This is a genomic window from Micromonospora sp. NPDC051006 (assembly GCF_044456245.1).
GTDB lineage: Bacteria > Actinomycetota > Actinomycetes > Mycobacteriales > Micromonosporaceae > Micromonospora.
Genome location: NZ_JBITFP010000012.1, coordinates 165,818 through 188,135, shown reverse-complemented (window position 1 = coordinate 188,135; position 22,318 = coordinate 165,818). Strand labels below are relative to the sequence as shown.

At 74.5% G+C, this 22,318-nt stretch carries 26 protein-coding genes, 1 tRNA gene and 1 pseudogene; 22 read left to right on the top strand and 6 right to left on the bottom strand.

The genetic code is table 11. The annotated features are described in order from the left end of the window. The 10 genes from ACIBBA_RS20070 to ACIBBA_RS20025 form a co-directional block, all read left to right on the top strand. The coding region (locus ACIBBA_RS20070; protein ID WP_396699158.1) for a transposase at positions 1–327 on the top strand (327 nt) is incomplete at its 5' end. Between the two features lie 59 nt (positions 328–386). Further along, the gene (locus tag ACIBBA_RS20065; protein ID WP_396699156.1) at positions 387–1,010 is read left to right on the top strand and encodes a TrmH family RNA methyltransferase; all 624 of its coding nucleotides are present in this window, start codon (positions 387–389) and stop codon (positions 1,008–1,010) included. Between the two features lie 146 nt (positions 1,011–1,156). Next, positions 1,157–1,855: a DUF6758 family protein gene (locus ACIBBA_RS20060; RefSeq protein WP_396699154.1), complete on the top strand. Its 699-nt coding sequence runs from the start codon at positions 1,157–1,159 to the stop codon at positions 1,853–1,855. Positions 1,856–1,971: 116 nt separating this feature from the next. Beyond that, positions 1,972–2,130 carry a hypothetical protein gene (locus tag ACIBBA_RS20055; RefSeq protein ID WP_007455302.1) on the top strand — a complete coding sequence of 53 codons (159 nt, stop codon included), beginning with the start codon at positions 1,972–1,974 and terminating at the stop codon, positions 2,128–2,130. A gap of 6 nt (positions 2,131–2,136) precedes the next feature. Then, positions 2,137–3,012 (top strand): PH domain-containing protein, encoded by an 876-nt coding sequence (locus ACIBBA_RS20050; RefSeq protein ID WP_396699152.1) that lies wholly within the window; start codon positions 2,137–2,139, stop codon positions 3,010–3,012. Between the two features lie 103 nt (positions 3,013–3,115). After that, positions 3,116–3,961 (top strand): SigE family RNA polymerase sigma factor, encoded by an 846-nt coding sequence (locus ACIBBA_RS20045; RefSeq protein ID WP_396699150.1) that lies wholly within the window; start codon positions 3,116–3,118, stop codon positions 3,959–3,961. Next, positions 3,958–5,229: a hypothetical protein gene (locus ACIBBA_RS20040; protein WP_396699148.1), complete on the top strand. Its 1,272-nt coding sequence runs from the start codon at positions 3,958–3,960 to the stop codon at positions 5,227–5,229. The genes ACIBBA_RS20045 and ACIBBA_RS20040 overlap by 4 nt, the downstream gene beginning before the upstream one ends. Positions 5,230–5,311: 82 nt before the next feature. Next, on the top strand, positions 5,312–6,190 hold the full coding sequence (locus ACIBBA_RS20035) for a PHP domain-containing protein (protein WP_396699146.1): 879 nt from the start codon (positions 5,312–5,314) through the stop codon (positions 6,188–6,190). 40 nt (positions 6,191–6,230) lie between these two features. Then, on the top strand, positions 6,231–6,845 hold the full coding sequence (locus ACIBBA_RS20030) for a MarC family protein (RefSeq protein WP_396699144.1): 615 nt from the start codon (positions 6,231–6,233) through the stop codon (positions 6,843–6,845). A gap of 134 nt (positions 6,846–6,979) precedes the next feature. After that, the gene (locus ACIBBA_RS20025; protein WP_396699177.1) at positions 6,980–7,822 is read left to right on the top strand and encodes a RecB family exonuclease; all 843 of its coding nucleotides are present in this window, start codon (positions 6,980–6,982) and stop codon (positions 7,820–7,822) included. Between the two features lie 73 nt (positions 7,823–7,895). On the opposite strand, the gene ACIBBA_RS20020 is transcribed toward ACIBBA_RS20025, so the two are convergent. Together ACIBBA_RS20020 and ACIBBA_RS20015 are read right to left on the bottom strand one after the other, a co-directional pair. Further along, positions 7,896–8,759, bottom strand: a complete 864-nt coding sequence (locus tag ACIBBA_RS20020) for an oxygenase MpaB family protein (RefSeq protein ID WP_396699142.1) — start codon at positions 8,757–8,759, stop codon at positions 7,896–7,898. Positions 8,760–8,792: 33 nt separating this feature from the next. Beyond that, on the bottom strand, positions 8,793–9,221 hold the full coding sequence (locus ACIBBA_RS20015; RefSeq protein ID WP_396699140.1) for a Fur family transcriptional regulator: 429 nt from the start codon (positions 9,219–9,221) through the stop codon (positions 8,793–8,795). A 196-nt stretch (positions 9,222–9,417) separates the two neighbouring features. On the opposite strand from ACIBBA_RS20015, the gene ACIBBA_RS20010 reads away from it, so the two are divergent. After that, complete coding sequence (locus tag ACIBBA_RS20010) at positions 9,418–9,900, top strand: DUF2231 domain-containing protein (RefSeq protein WP_396699175.1); 483 nt, start codon at positions 9,418–9,420, stop codon at positions 9,898–9,900. A gap of 17 nt (positions 9,901–9,917) precedes the next feature. Here ACIBBA_RS20010 and ACIBBA_RS20005 read toward each other — a convergent pair whose 3' ends face one another. Beyond that, positions 9,918–10,256 carry a hypothetical protein gene (locus ACIBBA_RS20005; RefSeq protein ID WP_396699138.1) on the bottom strand — a complete coding sequence of 113 codons (339 nt, stop codon included), beginning with the start codon at positions 10,254–10,256 and terminating at the stop codon, positions 9,918–9,920. A 95-nt stretch (positions 10,257–10,351) separates the two neighbouring features. Between ACIBBA_RS20005 and ACIBBA_RS20000 the strand changes: the two genes are divergently transcribed. Further along, on the top strand, positions 10,352–10,528 hold the full coding sequence (locus ACIBBA_RS20000; protein ID WP_396699137.1) for a hypothetical protein: 177 nt from the start codon (positions 10,352–10,354) through the stop codon (positions 10,526–10,528). A 33-nt stretch (positions 10,529–10,561) separates the two neighbouring features. Here the strand turns inward: ACIBBA_RS20000 and ACIBBA_RS19995 are convergent, their stop codons facing one another. Further along, the gene (locus ACIBBA_RS19995) at positions 10,562–11,128 is read right to left on the bottom strand and encodes a flagellar biosynthesis protein FlgA (protein WP_396699173.1); all 567 of its coding nucleotides are present in this window, start codon (positions 11,126–11,128) and stop codon (positions 10,562–10,564) included. Between the two features lie 130 nt (positions 11,129–11,258). Here ACIBBA_RS19995 and ACIBBA_RS19990 point away from each other — a divergent pair, with 130 nt between their 5' ends. Beyond that, positions 11,259–11,513: a hypothetical protein gene (locus ACIBBA_RS19990; protein WP_396699179.1), complete on the top strand. Its 255-nt coding sequence runs from the start codon at positions 11,259–11,261 to the stop codon at positions 11,511–11,513. 62 nt (positions 11,514–11,575) lie between these two features. Here the strand turns inward: ACIBBA_RS19990 and ACIBBA_RS19985 are convergent. Then, positions 11,576–11,668 (bottom strand): annotated as a pseudogene (locus tag ACIBBA_RS19985) (FmdB family zinc ribbon protein); the annotation flags it as partial. A gap of 60 nt (positions 11,669–11,728) precedes the next feature. Further along, the gene (locus ACIBBA_RS19980; RefSeq protein ID WP_396699135.1) at positions 11,729–12,415 is read right to left on the bottom strand and encodes a 5-formyltetrahydrofolate cyclo-ligase; all 687 of its coding nucleotides are present in this window, start codon (positions 12,413–12,415) and stop codon (positions 11,729–11,731) included. Positions 12,416–12,500: 85 nt separating this feature from the next. Here ACIBBA_RS19980 and ACIBBA_RS19975 point away from each other — a divergent pair, with 85 nt between their 5' ends. The 9 genes from ACIBBA_RS19975 to ACIBBA_RS19935 all read left to right on the top strand — a co-directional run bounded on the left by ACIBBA_RS19975 (position 12,501) and on the right by ACIBBA_RS19935 (position 22,299). Next, complete coding sequence (locus ACIBBA_RS19975) at positions 12,501–14,978, top strand: diguanylate cyclase (RefSeq protein ID WP_396699133.1); 2,478 nt, start codon at positions 12,501–12,503, stop codon at positions 14,976–14,978. Positions 14,979–14,987: 9 nt separating this feature from the next. After that, complete coding sequence (locus ACIBBA_RS19970) at positions 14,988–15,950, top strand: UTP--glucose-1-phosphate uridylyltransferase (RefSeq protein WP_396699131.1); 963 nt, start codon at positions 14,988–14,990, stop codon at positions 15,948–15,950. Continuing rightward, on the top strand, positions 15,947–17,230 hold the full coding sequence (gene glp, locus ACIBBA_RS19965) for a gephyrin-like molybdotransferase Glp (protein ID WP_396699129.1): 1,284 nt from the start codon (positions 15,947–15,949) through the stop codon (positions 17,228–17,230). Before ACIBBA_RS19970 ends, glp begins: the two co-directional genes overlap by 4 nt. A gap of 110 nt (positions 17,231–17,340) precedes the next feature. Then, positions 17,341–17,991, top strand: a complete 651-nt coding sequence (locus ACIBBA_RS19960) for a GNAT family N-acetyltransferase (RefSeq protein WP_396699127.1) — start codon at positions 17,341–17,343, stop codon at positions 17,989–17,991. A 177-nt stretch (positions 17,992–18,168) separates the two neighbouring features. Beyond that, positions 18,169–18,963 (top strand): hypothetical protein, encoded by a 795-nt coding sequence (locus tag ACIBBA_RS19955; RefSeq protein WP_396699125.1) that lies wholly within the window; start codon positions 18,169–18,171, stop codon positions 18,961–18,963. Positions 18,964–19,213: 250 nt separating this feature from the next. Further along, positions 19,214–19,287: transfer RNA gene (locus ACIBBA_RS19950), tRNA-Ala, on the top strand. Between the two features lie 352 nt (positions 19,288–19,639). Further along, on the top strand, positions 19,640–20,863 hold the full coding sequence (locus ACIBBA_RS19945) for a macrolide family glycosyltransferase (protein ID WP_396699123.1): 1,224 nt from the start codon (positions 19,640–19,642) through the stop codon (positions 20,861–20,863). Between the two features lie 3 nt (positions 20,864–20,866). After that, positions 20,867–21,358: a hypothetical protein gene (locus tag ACIBBA_RS19940; RefSeq protein WP_396699121.1), complete on the top strand. Its 492-nt coding sequence runs from the start codon at positions 20,867–20,869 to the stop codon at positions 21,356–21,358. Next, on the top strand, positions 21,355–22,299 hold the full coding sequence (locus tag ACIBBA_RS19935; protein WP_396699119.1) for a hypothetical protein: 945 nt from the start codon (positions 21,355–21,357) through the stop codon (positions 22,297–22,299). Before ACIBBA_RS19940 ends, ACIBBA_RS19935 begins: the two co-directional genes overlap by 4 nt. Positions 22,300–22,318: the final 19 nt, after the last annotated feature.

Genomic DNA, 22,318 nt, shown 5'->3' with positions numbered 1-22,318 from the left:
ACCGTGCTCACCGCCTGGTCCCACCCAGGACGCTGCCGCAACGACGCCGCGTTCGCCATGCTCGCCGGCGCCGCACCGATCCCGGCGTCCTCCGGTAAAACCGTCCGCCACCGCCTCAACCGCTCAGGAGACCGCCAACTCAACCGCGCCCTGCACACCGTCGTCCTGACCCGCCTACAACACGACGAACGCACCCGCGCCTACGCCGACCGCCGCCGCACCCAAGGCAAAACCGACCGAGAGATCAAACGCTACCTCAAGCGCTACATCGCCCGAGAGCTCTACCGACGCCTCGAAACCCCACCACAACCACTTGACGCGGCATAGGAGCGTCCGGCCGATGCCTGCGCGGACGGCCCGGCCAGGTGCCGTAACCTCTGCTGACCGTGACCGGTGAGCAGCTCGACGTCGGCGTGGGTCCCTGGCCGGGAGACCTGCCGGACGACCCGCGGTACGACCCCGAACTGCTCGCCGAGGGGGACCGGCGCAACGTGGTCGACCGCTACCGCTACTGGCGGCGCGAGGAGGTCGTCGCCGACCTGGACCGCCGCCGGCACGACTTCCACGTGGCGATCGAGAACTGGCAGCACGACTTCAACATCGGCGCGGTGGTGCGCAACGCGAACGCCTTCCTCGCCGCCGAGGTGCACATCGTGGGCCGGCGACGGTGGAACCGGCGCGGCGCGATGGTGACCGACCGCTATCAGCACGTGCGGCACCACGAGACGATCGAGGAGTTCGTGGCCTGGGCGACCGCCCATGAGCTGCCGATCGTCGGCATCGACAACCTGCCCGGCTCCCGCCCGATGGAGACCACCACCCTGCCGCGACGCTGCGTACTGCTCTTCGGTCAGGAGGGGCCGGGCCTGTCGGAGCCGGCCCGGGCCGCCTGTGACCAACTCTTCTCCATCGCCCAGTACGGCTCGACCCGCTCGATCAACGCCGGGGTGGCCAGCGGCATCGCCATGCACGCCTGGATCCGGGCGTACGCCGGCCCGCCGCCGGACTGATCCCGGGGGAGAGCCGCACGGGCTACCTGCCGCCGTCCGAGCGGCGGGCGCGTGTTCGGGCAGGGGTGCCGGCCGATTCCTCGCCATTCGCGACGGAAACGGCTGCTCCGCTTGACGGCCCCGCCCGACGGGGTGACGGTGGGGATGTGAGTGTCGCGGTGAGTTGTCCCAGATGCGGAAGCCAGGTCCGGTCACCGGACCTCATGCACACCGAGTCGAGGTGTGTGCGGTGCGGGCCGGTGTCGCCGCTGCACGTTCCCGAACACATCGGAGCCGAGATCGTGGCGAGCGTGGTGGAACGGATCACCGCCGCCGCCGAGCCACCACATCGGCCGGCTGCGCCACTCTGGTGCCCGTGGCCGCTGCCGCCGGGCTGGACGATGACCGGGGTGGCGTACGCCGGGGACGACCGCACCGGCGTACGGGCCACCGCGGTGGCCTGCGCCGGCCCCGAGCCGCTCGGCGGCGGCCCGGCCGACCTGGTCTTCGTCGCCGAGGAGCCGGGCGTCGGCCTGGGTACCCGGCTCGCGGGCATGGCCGGGCCGGATCCCGGCCCGCAGCTCGCCGAGGCGTTGACCGACCCCGGCCCGGGCCACCCCGAGCACGTCGGCCAGGCCCGGATCCGGGTGGCCGGGCACCCAACTCCACTGTGGTTGGTTCATTCACCGACGGATCGAAGCGCGTACGCCGGCGAGGCTCGGGGAATGTGGCTGCATGCGATAGCCTGGCCGGCGAGTGCGGGTCACCTGCTCGCGGAGGACGTCGTGTTGCACGACCTGACCGAGTGGACTCCACCCGAACTCGTGTACGGCGCACCATCTCCGTACCTGCACGGGAGGGCTTGACAACCCTCCCGGAATGACGGAGAACGGACGCAGATATTCACTGTACGACACCACACTGATACTCTGGGTGCCGCTGCGGTAATGGGACCCGGCGCCGCGCGAGAGGATGGCCCGCCATGGTCAAGAAGGTCCTCACCTGGGCCGGTATCGCATTCTTGATCTTCTTCGTCGCCTACCGGCCAAACTCTGCGGCGGATGTGTTCAAGTCGCTCGGCGGCGGGATCATGGATATCGCCCAGGGGTTCGGCGACTTCTTCACCAGCCTCGTCGCCTGACCCCCGATGGGCAGCCCCTCCGGTCCACCCTTCGACCCGGACGACCCTGACCGGGAGCGCCGGGAACGCGACACGGAGCCGATCCCCCGGGTCCCCCCAGACGAGGGGCCCGGCTACGGCGCCGGTCCCGGCCTCTCCGACGGTCCGTCCCTTTCGGACGACGTCGGCTACGGCGCCGGGCCCGGCTACGCGGGCGAGGGCCGCTCCAGCCGGTCCTGGATCCGCGACCCGGAGGCCGGCTACCAGGCCCCGGCGATCTCCGAGGACGAACTGGCCGGTCTGCGCGCCGACGCGGCCGGCAACGCGCCCCGGCGGGTGCTGCCGCTGGAGGACGAGCCCAGCTCCCTGGTCGCCCGCTACCTCTTCCCGACCGAGCGCTACCGGGGCGAGTGGAAGCGGCACTGGATCCACCTCGCCACGCCGATCCTCATCGGGATCGCCGCGACCTTCGTGCTCGGCTACCTCTCCGGCTTCCTCGCCGGGCAGGACGTCGGTGCGCTCACCACCATCGCCGTGCTGCTCTGGTTCGCGGTGATGGGCTGGGTGGCGTGGAAGGTCGCCGACTGGTGGTACGACCGGTTCATCCTGACCAACAAGCGGGTGATGGTGGTCAACGGCATCATCACCCGCCGGGTGGCGATGATGCCGCTGGTGCGGGTCACCGACATGAAGTACGAGCAGACGCCGAGCGGCCGGGCGCTCAACTACGGCACCTTCGTGCTGGAGTCCGCCGGCCAGGAGCAGGCGCTGCGCGAGATCAAGAACCTGCCCAACCCGAACGAGCTCTACCTGCGAGTGGTCGAAGAGATGTACGAGCCGCAGGCGGTCGAGGCGCGGCTGGGCAAGGAAGCGGACGAGGCCAAGGCCGACGACGGCGCGTGACCGAATCTGTCCGAACATCGGAGGAAGTGCACACCTTTCGCCATGGACCTCGGCCGCCCTGGCATGACAACCTGCCAGGACGGTCGGGGTGTGGAGGTGGGCAGTGGGGAACAGGGATCCGCTGGAGGAGGAGTTCCGCGAGTTCGTCGCGGCCCGATCCGGCGCTCTCCTGCGCACCGCCTACCTGCTGACCGCCGACTGGGCCACCGCCGAGGACCTGCTGCAGACCGCGCTGACCAAGACCTACCTCGCCTGGAAGCGGCTCGGCGGGATCGAGGCGATCGAGCCGTACGCCCGCCGGGTGATGGTGAACACGTCGACCAGTTGGTGGCGGCGACGCTGGCACGGTGAGCGCCCCACCGAGGTGCTGCCGGAGCGGGCCGCCGCCGACGAGATCGAGCAGCAGCTCGACCGGGACGTGCTCTGGCGCCACCTCAGCGCGCTGCCTACCCGGCAGCGGGCCGTGCTGGTGCTGCGCTACTACGAGGACATGTCCGAGGCGCAGACCGCCGCGCTGCTCGACATCTCCCCGGGCACGGTGAAGAGCCAGACGTCGCGCGCGCTGGCCACCCTGCGCAAGCGGATGGGCGCCGAGGCCGCTCAGGAACTGGCCGTCGAGCCGAGCGCCGCGCCGGCGCGGCCGAGCCGGGGGCTCCGGCCGGCGGCGCCCAGACCCCCGTCGGCTCGCCCCGACGCCCGGTCGTCCGAGCCGGCCGTCTCGGCGGCCGGCACCGCGCCCACCACCGTCTCCGGCTCCGACCCGATCCCGCGGCAGGCCGCGGCGGCGGCGCCCGACCGCGGCGCCCAGCCGGCTGCCGGTCCGGTTGCCGACCGGGCACGACGAGTACCACCCGGCGGGCCGGCGGATGATGTCCCGGTCCCGGCCGCCGCCTTCGCCGCCCCGGTCTCCGGCGTCCCGGCCGGCAGTGCCCGCGGGGAACAGCGGTGACCGCCACTCGGCGTCGGGGTGGCAACCGGATTGCCGTCCCGGCGCGTCCATTCGAGGTGACGAAGGACGAGCTGGAATCGGCGGTGCGGGAGACCTTCTCCCAGCAGGTCGCCGTGCCCCGGCCGCTCGCCGTCGACCCGGCCGGCGACGCGATCCGCCGCGCCCGGCGGGTCCAGCGCCAGCGCACCATGACCGGTCTGGCCCTGGCCGCCGTCGCCACGGTGGTGGTCAGCACGGGGGTGGCCCAGCTGGGCGCCGAGCCGCGTCGGTCGGCCCCGCCGACGGTCGTGCTCGGTGACCCGTACGCCTCGGCCCGGCCGAATCCCGTTCTCTCCTCGGAGCCGGCGATCGTCGACGGGCAGGCGCCCGGCACCGAGGTGGACCTGATCGTGGGGACCGTCATCGTCGCTGCGGACGGGCGGCGGGTCGCGCTGGCCGGCGTCGGCCCCGCCGAGCGGGCCCATCGGCTGCCGGAGAACGCCGGCTGGCTGGTGGTCGGCGCCGCCACCACCGCGGGCCGCTCGCTCTGGTCGGTGTCCCGGGAAGGCAACGCCCAGGTGCTGCTGGCCGGCGCGGAAACGATCATCGTGTCGGCGGACGGCCGGCAGGTGGCCTGGCGCGACGGCGCCGACCTGGTCTCCGCCGGGGTCGTCGGTACCCAGCTGATCGCGCCGGTCCGCACCCCCGCGCCGGCCGCCGCCGTGCCGGAGGGCTTCGTCGGGGACGCCGTGCTGGTCCGGCTCGACCCGGCCCGGCCCGGCCACACCATCTGGCACCCGAGTGTCGGCCCGGTCTCGGGGGACGCCGATCGGGCCACCCTGAACCTCTACGGCGCCCTGCCCGACGGTCGACTGGTCGGGCAGATCTCCGGCGCTCGGGCCGACGGCCCCTGCCTCGCCGTGGTCGACCCGGGCCGCGAGCTGGCCCCGGTGCACACCGGATGCGGCACCACCCTGAGCCAGGACGGGCTCGGCGCGGTCTCCGGGGACGGCCGGTGGCTGCTGGCGAACGGCCGGTTCGACGGCGCGGAGAGCGCCCTGCTGATCGACGTGACGCGGATCGGCGGCACGGTGAACGCCCGCCCCGCCGGACCTCCGATGACCGGCGCGGTGGCCTGGGCGTCGCCCGACGCCGCGGCGTACGTCGACGGCTCGGGCGAGCTGGTCCGGGTGCAGGTGAAGAGTGTGCTGGCCGGCGAGCCGGCCGCCCCGGCCCCGGTGCCCGGCGCCGGCCCGACCGACCGCCCGGTGGTGGTGAGCGGCTCCTGACCGCCCGGCGGTCCGGCGTCCCGGTTCCGGGGCGCCACGGCCCGGGCGGGTGAGCGGGCGGCGTCGCCGGTAGCGTCGGGCGATGACCCCGCGTACCAGTCCGGCCAGCCGGATCGACCTGCACACCCACTCGACGGCCAGCGACGGCACGCTGAGCCCTGCGGAGCTGGTACGCGCGGCCGCGGACGCAGGGCTCGACGTGGTGGCGATCACCGACCACGACAGCACCGCCGGCTGGGCGCCCGCGCTGGACGCGCTGCCGACCGGGCTCCGCCTGGTCCGGGGGGCGGAACTCTCCTGCCGATGGTTCGGCGCCGAGCCCGCGGTGCCGCTGCACCTGCTGGCGTACCTCTTCGACCCGGACGCGCCGGAGCTGGTCGCCGAACTGGCCCGGGTGCGGGCCGCCCGCGAGGAGCGTGGCGAACGGATCGTGAACCTGCTGCGGGCCGACGGCATCGACGTCAGCTGGCCGGAGATCCTGGCCGGCGCGGCCGGGGGCACCGTCGGCCGGCCACACATCGCGCTGGCCCTGATCCGGGCCGGTCTGGTCACCAGCACCAGCGAGGCGTTCGGGCCGGACTGGCTGGGTGAGCGCTACCGGCTGCCCAAGGAGGACATCGACGTGTTCCACGCGGTGCGGCTGGTCCGGGCGGCCGGCGGTGTACCGGTCTTCGCCCACCCGCGCGCCACGCGGCGGGGGCGGGTGGTGCCGGACGAGTTGATCGCCGAGCTGGCGGCGGCCGGGCTCGCCGGGCTGGAAGCGGACCACGAGGACCACTCCCCGGCCGAGCGGGCGCACGTGCGGGGGCTCGCCGCCGAACTGGGGTTGCTGGTCACCGGATCCTCCGACTTCCACGGCACGCACAAGACAGTCCGGCTCGGCGCGTTCACCACCGACCCGGAGGCGTACGAGCGGATCGTCGCGGAGGCCGGCGGGGTGACCGAAGTCGCTTCCGGCTGATCCGCGGATCGGCCTCCGGCGCCGCCGCTAGGTTGATCGGGTGGATCTCAAGCTCTTCGGTGAGGTCTTCGTGACCCTGCTGGTGATCACCGACCCGCCGGGCATGATGCCCATCTTCCTCGCGCTGACCGGCCCGCTCTCCGCCCGGGACCGGCACCGGGCCGCCTGGCAGGCGGTCGCGCTGGCGCTCGGCGTGATCGTGGTCTTCGCGGTGGCCGGGCAGACCCTGCTCGACTACCTGCACGTCGACCTGCCCGCGCTCCAGGCCGCCGGCGGGCTGCTGCTGGTGCTGGTCGCGCTGGAGCTGCTGACCGGCAAGGGCGACGAGCCGAGCGGGCAGTCCACCTCGAACATCGCCCTGGTGCCGTTGGGCACGCCGCTGCTGGCCGGCCCGGGTGCGATCGTGGCCACCATGCTCTTCGTCCAGCAGGCGGAGGGCGCCACCGACTTCGTGGCGATCGGCACCGCGATCATCGCGGTGATGGCCGCGGTCTGGATCGTGCTCCGCTTCTCCGGCGGGATCGTGAAGATCCTGCGGCCGGGCGGGATCGAGGTGCTCACCCGCATCGCCGGTCTGCTGCTGGCCGCGATCGCGGTGCAGCTCATCGCGGACGCGGTGGCCGCGTTCGTCACGCAGTACGTCAACATGGTCTGAGCGCGTCCGCGCGGCTGTCGTAGGTGGATGGCAGGATCGCAGGCGTGCGACGACCCACCCCAGCCGGCCGACCCTCCTCCGGGCGCGCCCCCCGCCCCCGCGAGGGGCAGGCCGAGCAGCTCGGCTTCGAGGGCATGCCGGAGCGGCTCTTCGTCTGCACTCCGAGCAAGCTCGGCGCCTACGCCGACTGCCCCCGCCGCTACCGCTACTCCTACGTCGACCGCCCGGCGCCGCCCAAAGGCCCGCCGTGGGCGCACAACTCGCTCGGTGCCAGCGTGCACACCGCTCTGAAGAACTGGTACGCGCTGCCCCTCGATCGACGCCGGCCGGAGGCGCTGGCCGGGCTGCTGCGGGGCACCTGGGTCCGCGAGGGCTACCGCGACGACGAGCAGGAGCGGGCGGCCTACCGGCGAGCGCTCGGCTGGCTCGAGGCCTACGTCGAGACGCTCGAACCGGAGGTCGACCCGCTCGGGGTGGAGCGGGTGGTCGCGGTCAAGACCGCCGTGCTGGCCTTCAACGGCCGGGCCGACCGGATCGACTCCCGCCCCGGTCCCGAGGGCCCTGAGCTGGTCATCGTCGACTACAAGACCGGCCGCACCGGGCTGGACGCCGACGACGCCCGAGGCTCCCAGGCGCTGGCGCTCTACGCCTACGCGGCCGAGCGGGTCTTCCGCCGGCCGTGCCGCCGGGTCGAGCTGCACCACCTGCCGACCGGCACGGTGGCCGGGCACGACCACACCGCGGAGTCGCTGGCCCGGCAGCTGAGCCGCGCCGAGGAGACCGCCCGCGACATCATGGCCGCCGAGCGGGCGGTCGCCGACGGCTCGGATCCCGACGAGGCCTTTCCGACCTCGCCGAGCCCCCGGTGCGGCTGGTGCGACTACCGGCGGGTCTGCCCGGCCGGGGCGCAGACGCCGGGCAAGGAGCCGTGGGCGGCGGTCGACCGCCCGCCCGAGGGGGAGCCGGCTCAGCAGTGAGCGGCGGCCGGATCACCCGGCCGGCACGGTCAACGGCTCGGGGGCAGCGCCACCGGCTCAGCGGGTGGCCGGGTCAGCCGGCGGCCGGGGCCCCGGCGAGGCGGGCGGCGCGTTCCTTGGCGGCCTGCTGCAACGGCCCCTCCCGATAGCGGCGGGGCAGCGCGGCGAGCGCGAGCCGGAGCGCCCGGACGGTCAGGTCCGCCGACAGCGCGGTGGTAGGCAGGCCGAGACCGCCGTACATCCGACGGGCCCATGCCGGCAGCAGCGCCAGCGCGGTGCCGGCGACGCCGAAGTAGGCCCACCGGGGCGGGCCGAGGGTCAGGCCGAGCCGCGCCGGCAGGCTCAGCTTCCAGGGCAGCGGCGGCGCGGTGAGGAAGAGCGCGGTCTCGGCGGCCTCCCGGGTCATCCGCAGCTCCGGGCGGACGGCCCTGTAGTAGTCGGCCACCTCGGCGGCGGTGCCGGGGACGGTCGCCGGGTCGAGGCCGACCAGGGCGGCCGCCCGGCGCTGCTCCGTGTAGTAGCCGTCGATCTCGGCTGGCGACAGCGGCAACCCGGCCCGCCGGGCGGTGTCCAGGAACGACTCCACCTCGGTGACGTGCACCCAGCGCAGCAGGTCAGGTTCGTCGATGCGGAACTGCTCGCCGGTGGCCGGGTCGGTGGCCCGGAGCCGGGCGTGCAGGCGGCGCAGCCGTCGACCGGCCGACTCCGCCTCGGCGGTGGTCCCGTAGACGGTGACGCCGACGTAGTTGGCGGTGCGGACCAGGCGCCCCCAGGCGTCGGTGCGGTAGTTGCTGTTCTGCGCCACCCCGGCCATCGCGCGCGGATGCAGCGCCTGGAGGTAGAGCGAGCGGAGGCCGGCGACGATCAGGATCGGCTCCTCGTGCACCTTCCACGTGACCGAACCCGGACCGAAGAGGCCGAGGTCATCGGAGTCCACGGATCAAGAGTGCCACGACCCGGGCGGCGCGGGTCACTCGTCGGCGGTGCGGCGGGCCTGGCAGCCCGGGCAGAGCCCCCAGAAGGTCACCTCAGCCTCGTCGACCTCATAGCCGTGGGTGGTGTGCGGGTCGAGGCAGGGGGCGCTGCCGACCGTGCAGTCGACATCGGCGATCTCGCCGCAGCCCCGGCAGACCACGTGGTGGTGGTTGTCGCCCGTCCGCGACTCGTAGCGGGCGGGGCTGCCGGCCGGCTCGATCCGGCGGGAGAGACCGGCCCGGGACAGCGCGCCGAGGACGTCGTAGACCGCCTGGGTGGAGACCGAGTCGAGCCGCTCGCGGACCCGACGGGTGATCTCGTCGACCTCCAGGTGACCGCCCGCGGCCAGCACGTCCAGCACGGCGAGGCGCGGCCGGGTGACCCGCAGGCCCCTGGACCGGAGCAGCTCCTCGGGACCGGACATGCGCCAATGACAGCACGCGTCACCTCCATCGACAACTGAGCTGCGGCGTCGGGTGGTCGCGGACACAGCCCGAGCGGGTCGGGTTTGGGCGGCGGTGAACCGGTTCGGGACGGCCTGCGTGTAGCCGATCAAGGAGACCGTCGGCGGCTGGACCGTAGGCTGGCAGGCCGCAACCGTGATCAACCTGGAGGGGTCGATGTTCGAGGAGGTCCTGGGCCTACCGCTGCACGTCCTGGTGGTGCACGCGGTCGTGGTGTTCGTGCCACTGCTGGCGGTGCTCGCCGTGGCGTACGCCGCGCTGCCGCGCTGGCGCTCCCGGCTGGACTGGGCGACCGGCATCCTGGCGGTGGTCGCGCCGGTGGCCACGTTCGTGGCCGTGCAGTCCGGTGAGGCGTTCACCGACGCGCTGGTCGCGCGGGGCTTCCAGGGCCCGATCCTCGATCAGATCTTCGAGCACTCCCGGTACGGCGACATCCTGTTCCGGATCGTCGTCCCGCTCGGCATCCTGGTCCTCCTGCTGCTGGTGGTGACCAGCGGCCACCCGCGGGTGCCGAGGCTGCCGGCGCTCGTCACCCCGGTGCTCGCCGTCGCGGTGGTCGCGCTGGCCGGCGCCTCGCTGGTCTACGTCTACCTGACCGGGCACTCCGGCGCCGAGACGGTCTGGGGCACCACGCTCTGACCGCCCCGGGCGGCCGGTCAGAGGATGATCCGGGAGCAGAGCAGGCAGACCAGGACCAGCAGCACCACCCCGGCCACCGCGCCGAAGCTGTAGGTCACCCGCTGCGCCCGCTGCTCCGCCACGTCCAGCGCGGCCATGTCCTGCGGCGGCAGGCGGCGCGGCGGGGCCGGTTCCAGGTGTACGGGTGGACGCCAGCCGGCTGGCGGCGGTGTGCTCGGCGGCGGGCCGGTGTATCCGCCGGGCGGTCCGCTCCCGCCGGCCGGGGACGCGGTGGGCTGGTCCACGGGCCCGTCACCGCCGGCCGGCGGTCGCCGCCAGTAGTCGTCCGGGGAGCTGCCACCGGTGGGGGTCGTCACGCCGTCCGACGCTACCAACGGCGCGACCCGAGAACCGGGCGACGCGGCAGAGCGGCCGGGGCCGGGTGGCCGGGGCTGCGTTAGTCTTGCCCGTCGTGAACACCGAGGACCCGGGTGCCCGTGGCGACGACGACCGCCCGGTCGACCTGAGCGACGACGACTTCTTGGTGCTGCCCGAGCAGACGGCGGACGATACCGACCGTGGCTGGGGCGAGCGGGCCGGCGGCAGCGACGACTGGCTGCTCGCCGAGCGCCCACCGCACTGGGACTGAGCGACCGTCGAAGAGGCAGCGGCCGGCTGCGGCTCAGCCGCGCACCACGACGGCGAACCGGCTGCCCTCCGGCTGGCCGACCGCGCGCTGCGCCTGGTCGGGTCGGAGGGCGAGGTAGAGGGCGGCCGAGCCGTCGGTCGCGCCGACGCCCACCACGTCGAGCACCAGCGCCCGGGCCGCCAGCAGGCTCGCCTCGCCGGGGCGACCACCGGCCGGCACGGCGAGCAGGTCGACCCGCGCGCCCGGCCGGACCACCGCTAGCGCGGCCGGCTCGGCCAGCCGGACCGGCACCCCCACCAGGCCGGTGGGCAGCGGAAACGGCACACCGGTCGGGTGCGGGTCTTCGGGTGCCGTGGCCGGCTGCGGGCCAGCCGTCAGCCGCGGGTCGGCAGCCCCGGCCGGCGTGGTCGGTTGGGTACCGGACGGGCCCGACGCGGCCCGGGGCGCCGGGGGACAGTCGGACGGCGTGTGCAGCACGGCCGCCGCCAGGCCGAGCAGTACGGCGACCAGCCCGGCCCGGAGCAGCGTGCCACCGCGCGGGAGGCGTGGTCGGCGTACCGGGCGCAGTGATTCCGCCGTGCCCGCGCCGCCGTTCGCCATCGCCATCGCTCCCGCCCTCGGCAGAGCGCCGACGAGGCGCCCCTGGGCAGCAGGTTAGGGGCGGGCGGGCCGCCGGACCGGCCACCGACCGGCGGCCTGTGGACAACCGGCCGGCCTGTGGACAACCCCCGTGGGGCGGGCCGGGCTGCTATGCGCCGGCCCTGCGGCTCAGGACGCCGAGCTGCTGGTGCTGCTGGCGGCCGAGGCCTTCGAAGCTCCGCCGTTGGACGAGCCGCTCGACGAACCGCTCGACGAGCCGTTCGACGACGCGGAGGTCGACGACGAGGTCGAGCTGGACGAGTCGGTAGAGGACTCCGACTTCGCCGGCTTGCCGCCGCCGTTCGGCACCGTGTCGGAGCCGGACGAGCGGGAGTCGGTGCGGTAGAACCCGGAGCCCTTGAACACGATGCCGACCGAGTTGAAGACCTTGCGCAGCCGCCCCGCACACGCCGGGCACTCGGTCAGCGGCGCGTCGGAGAACGACTGGACCGCCTCGAGCTGCTGGCCGCACGCGGTGCAGGCGTACTGGTACGTGGGCACGTTTCCTCCGGATCAGACTCGGCCGGTTGGCACTCGGCATCTTCGAGTGCCAATGGTGCGTCATTCGCCCCGGGTTCGTCCAGCGGAAGTGTGGGGCGCGACACCCGGCGGCGCACCCGGTGCGGGTGGCGCGACGTCAAGCGTACGCAGGCCGCCGGCGGGGGTGACCACCGCGCGTACCGGGCGGTCGTGCGGCTCGGCGGGAACGGCCGCGACCAGCTCGCCGTCGTGCAGCGGGACCACGGTCAGCGTGGCGGCCGGCACCCGGGCCAGCGCCCGGTCGTACGAGCCGCCGCCCCGGCCCAGCCGCAGCCCTCGCCGGTCGACGGCCAGCGCGGGCACCACCACCAGCTCGGCGCCGGTGATCGCGGCCACCCCGAGCCGTGGCCCGGTCGGCTCGCGCATCCCCCGGCCCGCCGCGGCGAGCGAGCCCGGCCCGGCGTACCCGGCCCAGTCCAGGTCGAGATCCGGGCGGAGCACCGGGAGCAGCAGCTCGCCGCCGGGCGGCAGCGCCGCGCGCAACGCCTCCGGCAGCTCGGACCCACCGGGCTCCGAGCCGACCGGCACGTACGCCGTCATCCGGGCCGGGCGCAGCCGGCGTACCAGCGCCACCAGCTCGGCCTGGACGCGGCCCGCGGCGGCGGCCCGGTCCGCGACGCTGAGTTTCCGGCGGCGAGCGAGCAACTCGACACGCATGTCGCGTTTCGCCACATGCGTCACTTCCGCTCCATCAGAAAATTCCGGCACGCAACACTCCTGACGCAACGCCTCTCCCATGGTGGCTCTGTGTCAGCATCGCAGCATCGGAGGCGGAACTTCCGGGGGGAACCGAGTGACGCTACGCGGGCGGTTGACGGCGGCCTTCCTCGTGGTGGTCCTCGGCCCGGTCGTGCTCGGCGCGCTCTTCGTCGCCTCGACGGTCAACGCCGTCGACCGCGGTCGCTCCACCGAGCGGCTGGCGGTGGCCGCCGCGACCGTGCGTACCTCGGTCGACGCCCTCTGCCAGCAGTTGCGCGCCGCGGCCGACGCGGTGGCGCTGACCGGCGACCCGAGCGGCGCCGCCGCGCAGGTGGTCAGCCGGGGCCTGGCCGCCGCGGTGATGGTCAGCGACATGGCCGGCCGGGTCACGTACACCACCCCCGGCGCGCCGCCGACCCCCTGGTCGGAGTGCGCCGGCGCCGCGCCGACGAGCGGCCCGGTCCGGGCGCTGACCGCCCGGGTCGACCTGCGCGACCGCGCCGGCGCGACGCTCGGCACGGTCACCGCGGCGCAGCCGGTCGACCCGGCCTTCGTCGCCCGCCTGGCCGCGGTGACCGGCGTGGCGGTCACCCTGCTCGACGACGACGCCGGGCCCGCGCGGGTCACCCACACCACCGAATCCCGAGAGGTACGCGACGCGGTGCTGGCCGCCGCCGGCACGCTGGACGGCGAGGGGGTCAGCGAAACCGCCGACGGCCGGTACGTACGTCGGATCGGTCCCTCGTCCGGGCAGCCGCTGCCGCTGGTGCTCTCGATCCCGAGCGACCGGCCGCCGGGGTTGCCGACCGCGCTCCTCGCGGCGGTGGTGCTGGCGGCGGTGCTCGCCGTGCTGGCCGCCTGGCGGCTGGCCCGGGTCACCACCCGGCCGCTGGTCGAGCTGGCCGCCGCGGTCGACCGGGTGGCGCAGGGCGACCTGACCGCCCGGGTTCCGGTACGCACCCGCGACGAACTGGGCCGGCTGGCCGGCGCCTTCAACCGGATGACCCGGGAGACCGGCTCCTACGTGGCCGCGCTGACCAGCAGCCGGGACCAGCTGCGGGGCCACCTGGCGGTGCTCGGGGACACCCTGGCCAGCACCCACGACCTGCAACGCATCCTGCGGGTGATCCTGCACAGCGCGATCGCGGCCACCGGCGCCCGGGCCGGGGCGGTGCTGCTGGTCGACTCCAACGGGATGCTCGTCGCGCAGTGCACCGCGGGCCTCGACGGGCGCTGCCCCGAGCCGGACGGCGCGGCGCTGCTGCGGGTGCCCGTCGGCAGCGGCGTGGTCGGCGCGGTCGCGGCCACCGGCGAGCCGCAGCGCGGGCGGATGGAACCGACGGACGTGCCGCCGGGGGAGCCGCGCTGCCGGACGTACATCGCGGTCCCGTTCGCCACCCCCGGCGGGCCGGGCGCGACGGGCGGCGCTGCCGGCGCTCCGGCGGACCCGGCGGCGACCGGCGGGACCGGCGCGGGCGCGGCGCCGCCCGCCGGGGGGCCGGACGAGACGCCGACGGTCGAGCTGCCCGGCGCCGGCGGCGGGACCGACCCCGTCGCCCCGGCCGCGGCGCTCGGCGTGCTGGCCCTCTACGACCGCCTCGGCGCGGACGAGTTCGACGACGACGACCTGGACACCCTGCGCACTTTCGCGGGCCACGCGGCGGTGGCCGTGGACAACGTCCGGGTGCACGAGGAGGCGCAGCGGCTCTCCCTCACCGACCCGCTGACCGGGCTGTGGAACTACCGCTACCTGCGCGAGTCGATCCGCCGGGAGGTCGAGCGGGCCAGCCGGTTCGGCCGGATGCTCAGCGTGCTCGCCCTCGACCTCGACCGGTTCAAGGACGTCAACGACACCTGGGGGCACGCGGCCGGGGACACCGTGCTGGCCGAGTTCGCCCGGCGGCTACGCGACGAGATCCGCGAGGTCGACCTGGCCTTCCGGCAGGGCGGCGAGGAGTTCGTGCTGCTGCTGCCGGAGACCGACGCCCGGGGCGCCGCGATCGTGGCGGAGCGCCTCGGCGCGGCCATCCGAGACACCGCGATCCCCGTCGAGGCGCATGCCGGCGCCCCGGTGCCGATCCGGGTGACCGTCTCCATCGGCATCGCGGTCTACCCCGACCACGCCAGCACCGGCCAGCAGGTGTTGGACGCGGCCGACGACGCGCTCTACGCGGCCAAGGGCGCCGGCCGCGACACCTACCGGGTGAGCAGCCGCCGGGCGCTCACCGCGCGGGAACTCCCGGTGCCGGTCGGCGCGGTCAGCCCGGCCGACGGGCTGCCCCGCGCCGGCCGGGCCACCGCGCCCAGCCGGCCCGAGCCGGCCGCCGCCCCCGAGCCGGTCCAGGTCGCCGCGCCCGGCTGTCCGGAATCCGCCACTGCGGGCCGCACCGAGGTACCCGCGTCCGCCTGCGCCGAACCGGCGCGCGCCGAGGTCGACACCGCCGAAGCGCCGCTCGGTCCGGCATTCGGCGGCCCGGACGTCGCGCGAGCCACGCCTGGTTCGCCGCGGTCGGCCCCCGCGGGCGGCGCGTCTTCCGGGCCACACCCGCCGCGGCAGAGCCGTGGCCGATAGTCTCGCGGCATGTCGGAGCACTCAGCGAGCCCCTCAACCACGGCTGCCGCAACCGGCCGTGCCCGTGCGGTCAAGGCCGTCATCCCGGCCGCCGGTCTGGCCACCCGGTTCCTGCCCGCGACGAAGGCGGTGCCCAAGGAGCTGCTGCCGGTGGTCGACCGGCCGGTGCTGCAGTACATCGTCGAGGAGGCCACGCAGGCCGGTATCAACGATGTTCTGCTGATCACCGGGCGGGGTAAGACCTCGATGGTGGATCACTTCGACCGCCGCCCCGACTTGGAGGCCCGGTTGGAGGAGAAGGGCGACGAGAAGACTCTCGCCGCGGTGCGCCGGCCCAGCGAGCTGGCCGAGATCTACACCTGCCGGCAGCCTGAGCAGCTCGGCCTCGGCCACGCCGTCGGGTACGCGGAGTCGCACGTCGGCGAGCAGCCCTTCGCGGTGCTGCTCGGCGACGAGTTCGTGAAGCTCGACCAGCCGCTGCTACCGGCGATGCTGGAACTCCAGGCCCGCACCGGCGGCGTGGTGCTGGCCTTCTTCGAGGTCGACCCGGCCGAGACCAAGCGGTACGGGATCGCCTCCGTCGAGCCGGCCGAGGGGGAGCTCACCGACATCGGCGAGGTCGTCAAGGTCACCGGCATGGTGGAGAAGCCCAAGCCGGAGGACGCGCCGAGCAACCTGGCCGTGCTCGGTCGCTATGTGCTGCCGGCGAAGATCTTCGACGCGATCCGGCGTACCGAGCCGGGCAGTGGCGGTGAGATCCAGCTGACCGACGCGATGGAGCTGCTGCGCGCCGAGGGCACCCCCGTGCACGCGATCGTCTACCGGGGCACCCGCTACGACACCGGCATGCCGCTGGGCTACCTGCAGACGGTGGTGCAGATCGCCGCCGAGCGGGAGGACCTCGGCACCGAGTTCCGCAAGTGGCTGGCCGACTTCGTCAACTCCGACGCGTCGGGTGGATCTGGTACATGACAGCGACGGCCGACGCCGAGGCGGCCGCGAACGAGTTGACGCCGCTCGCCGACTACCTGGGCAGCGTGCTGCGCAGGTTACGCGCGCTGCCTCCGCTCGACCTCGACCTCACCCAGGCGCACGGCAACGTCCTCGCCGAGGACGTCGTCGCGCCGCACGCCTTCCCGGCCTTCGACCAGGCCGCCGTCGACGGGTACGCGGCCCGCTGGGAGGACCTCGCGGGTGCCGGGCGGGCCGCCGGCGGGCGGGCCGTCCGGCTCAACGTGGTCGGTGACCTGGGCGCGGCGAGCTGGCGACCGGTCCGGCTCACCCCCGGCTCGTGCTTCTCGGTGGCCGCCGGGGCGCCGCTGCCGGTCGCCGCCGACGTGGTGGTCCCGGTGGAGTGGACCGACCAGGGCATGGCCGCGGTGGAGATCTACCGGACCCCCAAGCGGGGGTACGGCCTGCGCCGCGCCGGCGAGGAACTGCCCGCGGGCACGCTGCTCGCCCGCGCCGGCACGTACGTCTCCCCGGCGCTGGTCGCGGTCTTCGCCGCCACCGGCATCGGCCACGTGGTGGTGCGGCCCAGCCCGCGGGTGGTCATCGTGGCCACCGGCGACGAGCTGGTGGATGTGGGCCGGGGCAGTCAGCCCGGCCAGGTGGTGGACGCGAATTCGCACGCGCTGACCGCGGCGGCGGCCGAGGCCGGCGCCCTGGCCTACCGGGTCGGGATCTGCGACGACGACCCGGAGGGGCTGCGCGGGCTGCTGGAGGACCAGACCCTGAGCGCCGATCTGATCATCACCACCGGTGGTACCGGCACCGGCCCGGGCGACATGGTCCGCCGGATCCTCTCCCGCCGGGAGGGCGGCCGGGCCGGGCCGGTCACCTTCACCGAGGTGGCGCTCTACCCGGGCACCGCGCTCGGCTTCGGCACGGTCGGTGCCGAGGAGGTGCCGGTGGTCTGCCTGCCCGGTGAACCCGGTGCGGCGCTGATCGGCTTCGAGGTGCTGGCTCGACCGGCGATCCAGCTGCTGGCCGGGGCCGAGCCGGTGTTCCGGCCCAGCGTCCGCGCGCACCTGCTGGAGACCGTGTCGTCCCCGGTCGGGCTGCGCGAGTTCCGGCCGGCACACGTCGCCGAGCGGCGCGGCGGCGGATACACCGTCCAGCCGCTGAGTGGTGGGCCGTTCACCCTCTCCGGGCTGGCCGAGGCGAACGGCCTGCTGGTCCTCGGCGAGCGGGTCACCACCGCCGCGGCCGGCTCCACGGTGGACGTCCTGCTGCTCGACCGTCGTCGGTGAGCGCGAGCAGTGAGCTTGCGAGCGAAGCGCCGCCGCGGTGATCGGGTCGACGGTCCGGCCGGGTGGCGGAAGGGTGCGCGCCCGGGCGTCGCGGGCGTAGGGTCCGGCCCGTGAGCCTCTTCGGAACCGGACGGGCCCCCGGCTGGCCGGCGGTCCTGGTCGACGGTCCGGTGGTGCTGCGGCCGTACCGGCGCTCCGACGCGGCCGCCTGGTCGGAGGTGCGGCGGGCCAACGAGAGCTGGCTGGCGCCGTGGGAATCGTCGATGCCCGGGGAGTGGGACCAGTTGAACTCGCCGGCCGCGTTCCGCTGGGTCCAGCGGGACCAGCGCCGCTCCGCGCGTAGCGGTGAGGGGATGCCGTTCGCCGTCTGCCTGCACGAGGAGGGGCGCGAGCGACTGGTCGGCCACCTCAACGTGGGCAGCATCGTGCGGCGGGCGTTCTGCTCCGGATACGTGGGCTACTGGGTGGACCACCGGGTGGCCGGGCGTGGGGTGATCCCGACCGCGCTGGCGCTCGCCGTCGACCACGCCTTCGGGCCTGGCGGGCTGCACCGGGTGGAGGTGAACATCCGGCCGGAGAACCGGCCGTCCCGTCGGGTGGTGGAGAAGCTCGGGTTCCGCGAGGAGGCGTACCACGTGCGCTACATGCACATTGACGGTGCGTGGCGGGACCACATCGGATACGCGATGACCAGCGAGGAGGTCGCCGCGGAGGGCGGGCTGCTGGCCCGCTGGCACCGGGTGCGCGCCGGGGCGAGGTGAACCGTCCCACGGACGGGATCGGCGCGGCGTGCCGGCATCCCGGACGCTCGCCCGTAACCTCAAGTAACTGCAAGCTGTGGCAAGCGCTGCACGCCCGCATGATCCACGCGGTCGACGCCGATCGGTGGAAGATCCTGCGGCCGGGCGACGGTTGCTCCGAATTTGGTGACGGGAGGGGTGAGGGTGCCGACCTCGGTGCTCCTCGCCGTCCTCGCCGCCGCCGGCCTGCTCGCCCTCGCTCCGGCGCTCGTCCGCCGGTACGACGCCACCGAGCGGCTGGTGGCGGAGCGGGCGCAGTCGACGGCGCGGGTGCTGCAGCGCCACCGTCGGCGTCGTACCGTGCCGGGACGCCGGCCGGTCCACCCGCCTCGCTCCCTTGTCGTCACGCTCAGTGAAGACCCGGCTACGGGGAGTCCGGGTGCGCCGGTCTCCGGTCCACCCGCCGCCGGCCGCCGATCGGGCCGGCTGCGCGCGGTGCCGCCCTCCCAGCGCCGCGCCCGCCGCCGCCCGCCGCCGCGCCGGCCGCACACTCCGGCCATCTACCGCCGCCGCCGGGTGCTCGCCGCACTACTGCTGCTCAACGTCGTCGAGCTGGTCGGCGTGATCGTGGTCGGTCCCGGGTTCTGGATCAGCGTCTCGGTTACCGGCACGCTGCTCGTCGCGTACGTCGTACACCTGCGGCAGCGTGCGGTGGCGGATCGCCGGCGCCGGCGGGCGCGGGCCCGCGAGGCGGCCTGGCTGGCCGCCCGGCAGGCCGAGGTCCGGCGGGAGCAGGCCCGCCGGGCGGCGGCTCGCCGGGAGGCGCAGCGCCGGCTGGCGGCCCAGCGCGAGGTGGTACGCCGCGCGGCGATGGGCCTGGACCGCCCCGCCGACCTGCCCGCCGTGGCGAACGGCGGCTCCGTCTCCTACCGGCGGTCCGGCGGCCTCCGCGGCCGCCCCTACCAGACCGGCCCCGGCTCCCACACCGCCTGACGCTCGGGCGTTTTGTCCGTTCCCTGGTCCCCGCTTGCCCCGGTCCCGGGCGGTGAGTCCGGGCGGCCCGCCCGGGTTCCTGGAAGTCGGGCTGTCCCGCCTGCGTGGATACGCCGCCTTCACGGAGCCCGAGTCGATCATCGGCGCGCCCCGCCGGGGCTGATTCGCGGTGGAGGGAGCCGACCTGTTAGCCTTGTCGCCGGCCCGCCCGGTGAAAGCCGGGTGGGACCGAAGCCGGTTCGCCGGTGGAGGGGCTGTGGCGCAGACTGGTAGCGCACCTCGTTCGCATCGAGGGGGTCAGGGGTTCAAATCCCCTCAGCTCCACCCCAGGTCAAAGGCCGTTTCCGCTCGTCGGGAACGGCCTTTTTCGATTTTGTGCAGCAGGGGTCGGCAGCGTCGACCCTGCGAACGACGGCTGGGTGGTTGCGCCTGGTCCGCGAGGTGCTGCGAACCGGCAACGTCTACGCTGTGACCAGCGGCCACCGCAACAGGCGACTGTTGTCCAAACACAGAGCCCACGCGGTGGCTGCGCTGCGCTTGTCGGCCCCCACCAAGATCCCTGGACGGCTGCCGTAACAGGCGCGGACGGACGCGAAGCTGCGTCGGGGTGAGGAAGGCGGAACATGATCGCTACAGGGTGCCGGGCGCTGACTCCTTCCCCGCCTGGGATCGGCCGATGAGCGCGTTCGCCTTCCTCAACATCGGCATGCACGGCCACATCAATCCGACGCTGCCGGTCGTGGCCGAGCTGGTTCGCCGCGGTCACGCCGTGACCTACCACGCGGCGCCCGCGTACGCCGACGAGGTCGCGGCCACCGGCGCGCGCGTGCTCCGCTACTCCGGCGACGACCTGCCGCTCGCCGGCCCGCCGACACCGGTCACGCTGCTGACTCAGCTGGTGCGCACCGCCGTACGCGTGCTGCCCGGCGTCCTCGACGACCTGCGCGGCACCCGGCCCGATCTGATCGTGCACGACTCCCTCTGCCCGTGGGGGCCGGTGGCCGGCAGCGAACTCGACGTGCCGGCTGCGTCGTCGTTCACCACGTTCGCGTTCAACCGACAGGTGCGCAGCCCCACCCACGGTTCCTGGGAACTGCTCGCCGCGGCGGCGGCCCTGCCCCGCCACACCGTGGCGTACCTGAGGTCGCGCTGGGAGCTGCGCCGCCGGTACGACACGGGCGCGCTGCCCCTGGTCGACCTGGCGAACATCCGTCAGCCGCTCAACCTGGTCTACACCTCGCGGGCGTTCCACCCCGCGGCCGACAGCTTCGACCGGTCCTACCGGTTCGTCGGAGCGAGCATCGGCGCCCGACCGGTCGACTCGTCGTTCCCGGTCGACCAGCTGCGGGACCCGGTACTGTACGCCTCGCTGGGCACGGTGTTCGAAGCCGGCCCGCGGCTGCTGCGCAGCTTCGCCGAGGCGCTCGCCCCGCTGGGTGGCACCGTGATCGTCTCGACCGGACACACCGATCCCGCCGCGCTCGGCGCGCTGCCGGCCAACGTGATCGCCCACCGCTCCGTACCCCAGCCGGAGGTGCTGGCCCGCGCAGCGCTCTTCATCACGCACGGCGGGGTGAACAGCGTCAACGAGGCCCTGTACGCCGGCGTCCCGATGCTGGTGATCCCGCAGGGCGCCGACCAGTCGTTGGTGGCGTCCCGGGTCGTCGAACTCGATGCCGGCCTCTCGATCCGCACCGAGGACGTCAACGTGGAGGTCGTACGCGGCCTCGCCCAGCGCCTGCTCGACGAGCCCCGGTTCCGGGCCGGTGCGGACGCCCTGCGGGTCGCCCAGCGTGAGGCGGGCGGCTATTCGCGCGCCGCCGACGAACTCGAGCGCCATGTGCAGCAGACCCGGCCGGTCACCCAGCCGGTCTCTGCCGACCAGCCACCGCAGGACTGACCGATGTCCCCCTTCGTCACCGTTCTGCTGCTGCTCGCCGGGCTGTCCGAGGCCGCCGGCCGTCTCCTGCCCGTGGTGGCACGGCTCTCCGGCGCGTCGCGCGCCCGGGTGGTCGGGCTGATGCTGGCCGGCGCGATCGTCGACGGCGCGGTGTTCGCGCTCTGGCCACTGTCCGCGTGGACCCTTGCCGAGCTGGTGCTGCCCGCCTCGGCGTCCGACGGAGCCGCGCTGGCCTGGACGCCAGGCCTGGCCGCCCCGCTGCTGCTCGCCGCTGTCCTCGCGTTCCCGCTGCTCGGGCCGCTGCTGCATCTGGTGCTCATGGTGGGGGTGGGGGCCGGCCTCACCGCTGAACTCGCCACGGTGGCCGGACTCGGTTGGTGGCAGGCCGCTGGCTGCGTAGCCGTGGCGGGAGTCGGGCTGGGCGTTGCCGTCGAGGGCGTCCGCCGCCTGGTCGTGCGGCTCAACACGAGAAGAGCGCCGGAGCGACGCGCATGATCGAGTTTGCGCTCCTGCTGCTGCTCGGCGGGCTCGGACCGGTCCTGCTCGCGGAAGCTCTGCTCGCCCGCTACGAGGTGCTGGCCTATGCCGCGGGCTGGCGGACTCCCACCACGGAACTCCCGACGGGCATGCCGTACGCCCGGGGCGCGGACCCGGACCGCCCTCCGGACGCCTATTTGGTCTATCTGGACGGCATCGGTAAACGCCGCTTCCACGACACCCGCGACGGTGGGCGACTGGTCAAGTCCCTGATCGCCAAGGCGCCGGAGCTCAGGGTGCTGGGTCAGGTGCAGCCCTACTCGCCGCTGGCCGACCCGCTCGCCAACCGGCCGGTGTGGATCTGGCTGCGCCGCCGGATCGGGCTGGTGCTGTTCCTGCACAACGTGGTGCAGATCTTCGTCGCCGCCGACCGTCGGTACCGTCCCCTCTACAACCGCGCCGTCGGCTCGCAGATCGCCGCTCAGCTCCGGCTCGCCGGCTACCAGCCGGACAGCGGTATCCCGGTGGTACTGCTCTCCTACAGCGGCGGCGCCCAGGTCGCCACCGGCGCGGTGAACGAACTGTGGGCCCAGTTGCGCCCGCCGCTCTGGGTGATCACGCTCGGCGGGTTCCACAACGGGGCCAACGACGTCACCCACGCCCAGCACCTCTCCCAGCTCACCAGTGCCGGCGACTGGATCGAGCGGGTCGGCACCGTGATGTTTCCGCAGCGGTGGCGGCTGTTCCGCCGCAGCGGATGGAACCGGGCGGACCGCGAAGGAAAGATCACGGTGCACCGGCTCGATCCGGCCACCCACGTCGGTCCGCTCAGCTACGTCAGCCCGGGGGCGCGGCTACCCGATGGCCGCAGTCACCTCGACCGGACCGCTGACACCGTGATCGGGCTGATCCGGGACCGCCTCAGCGCGAACGCGGAAACCGACGGCCCGCGGCCGTGACCAGCCGGCGGCCGTGACC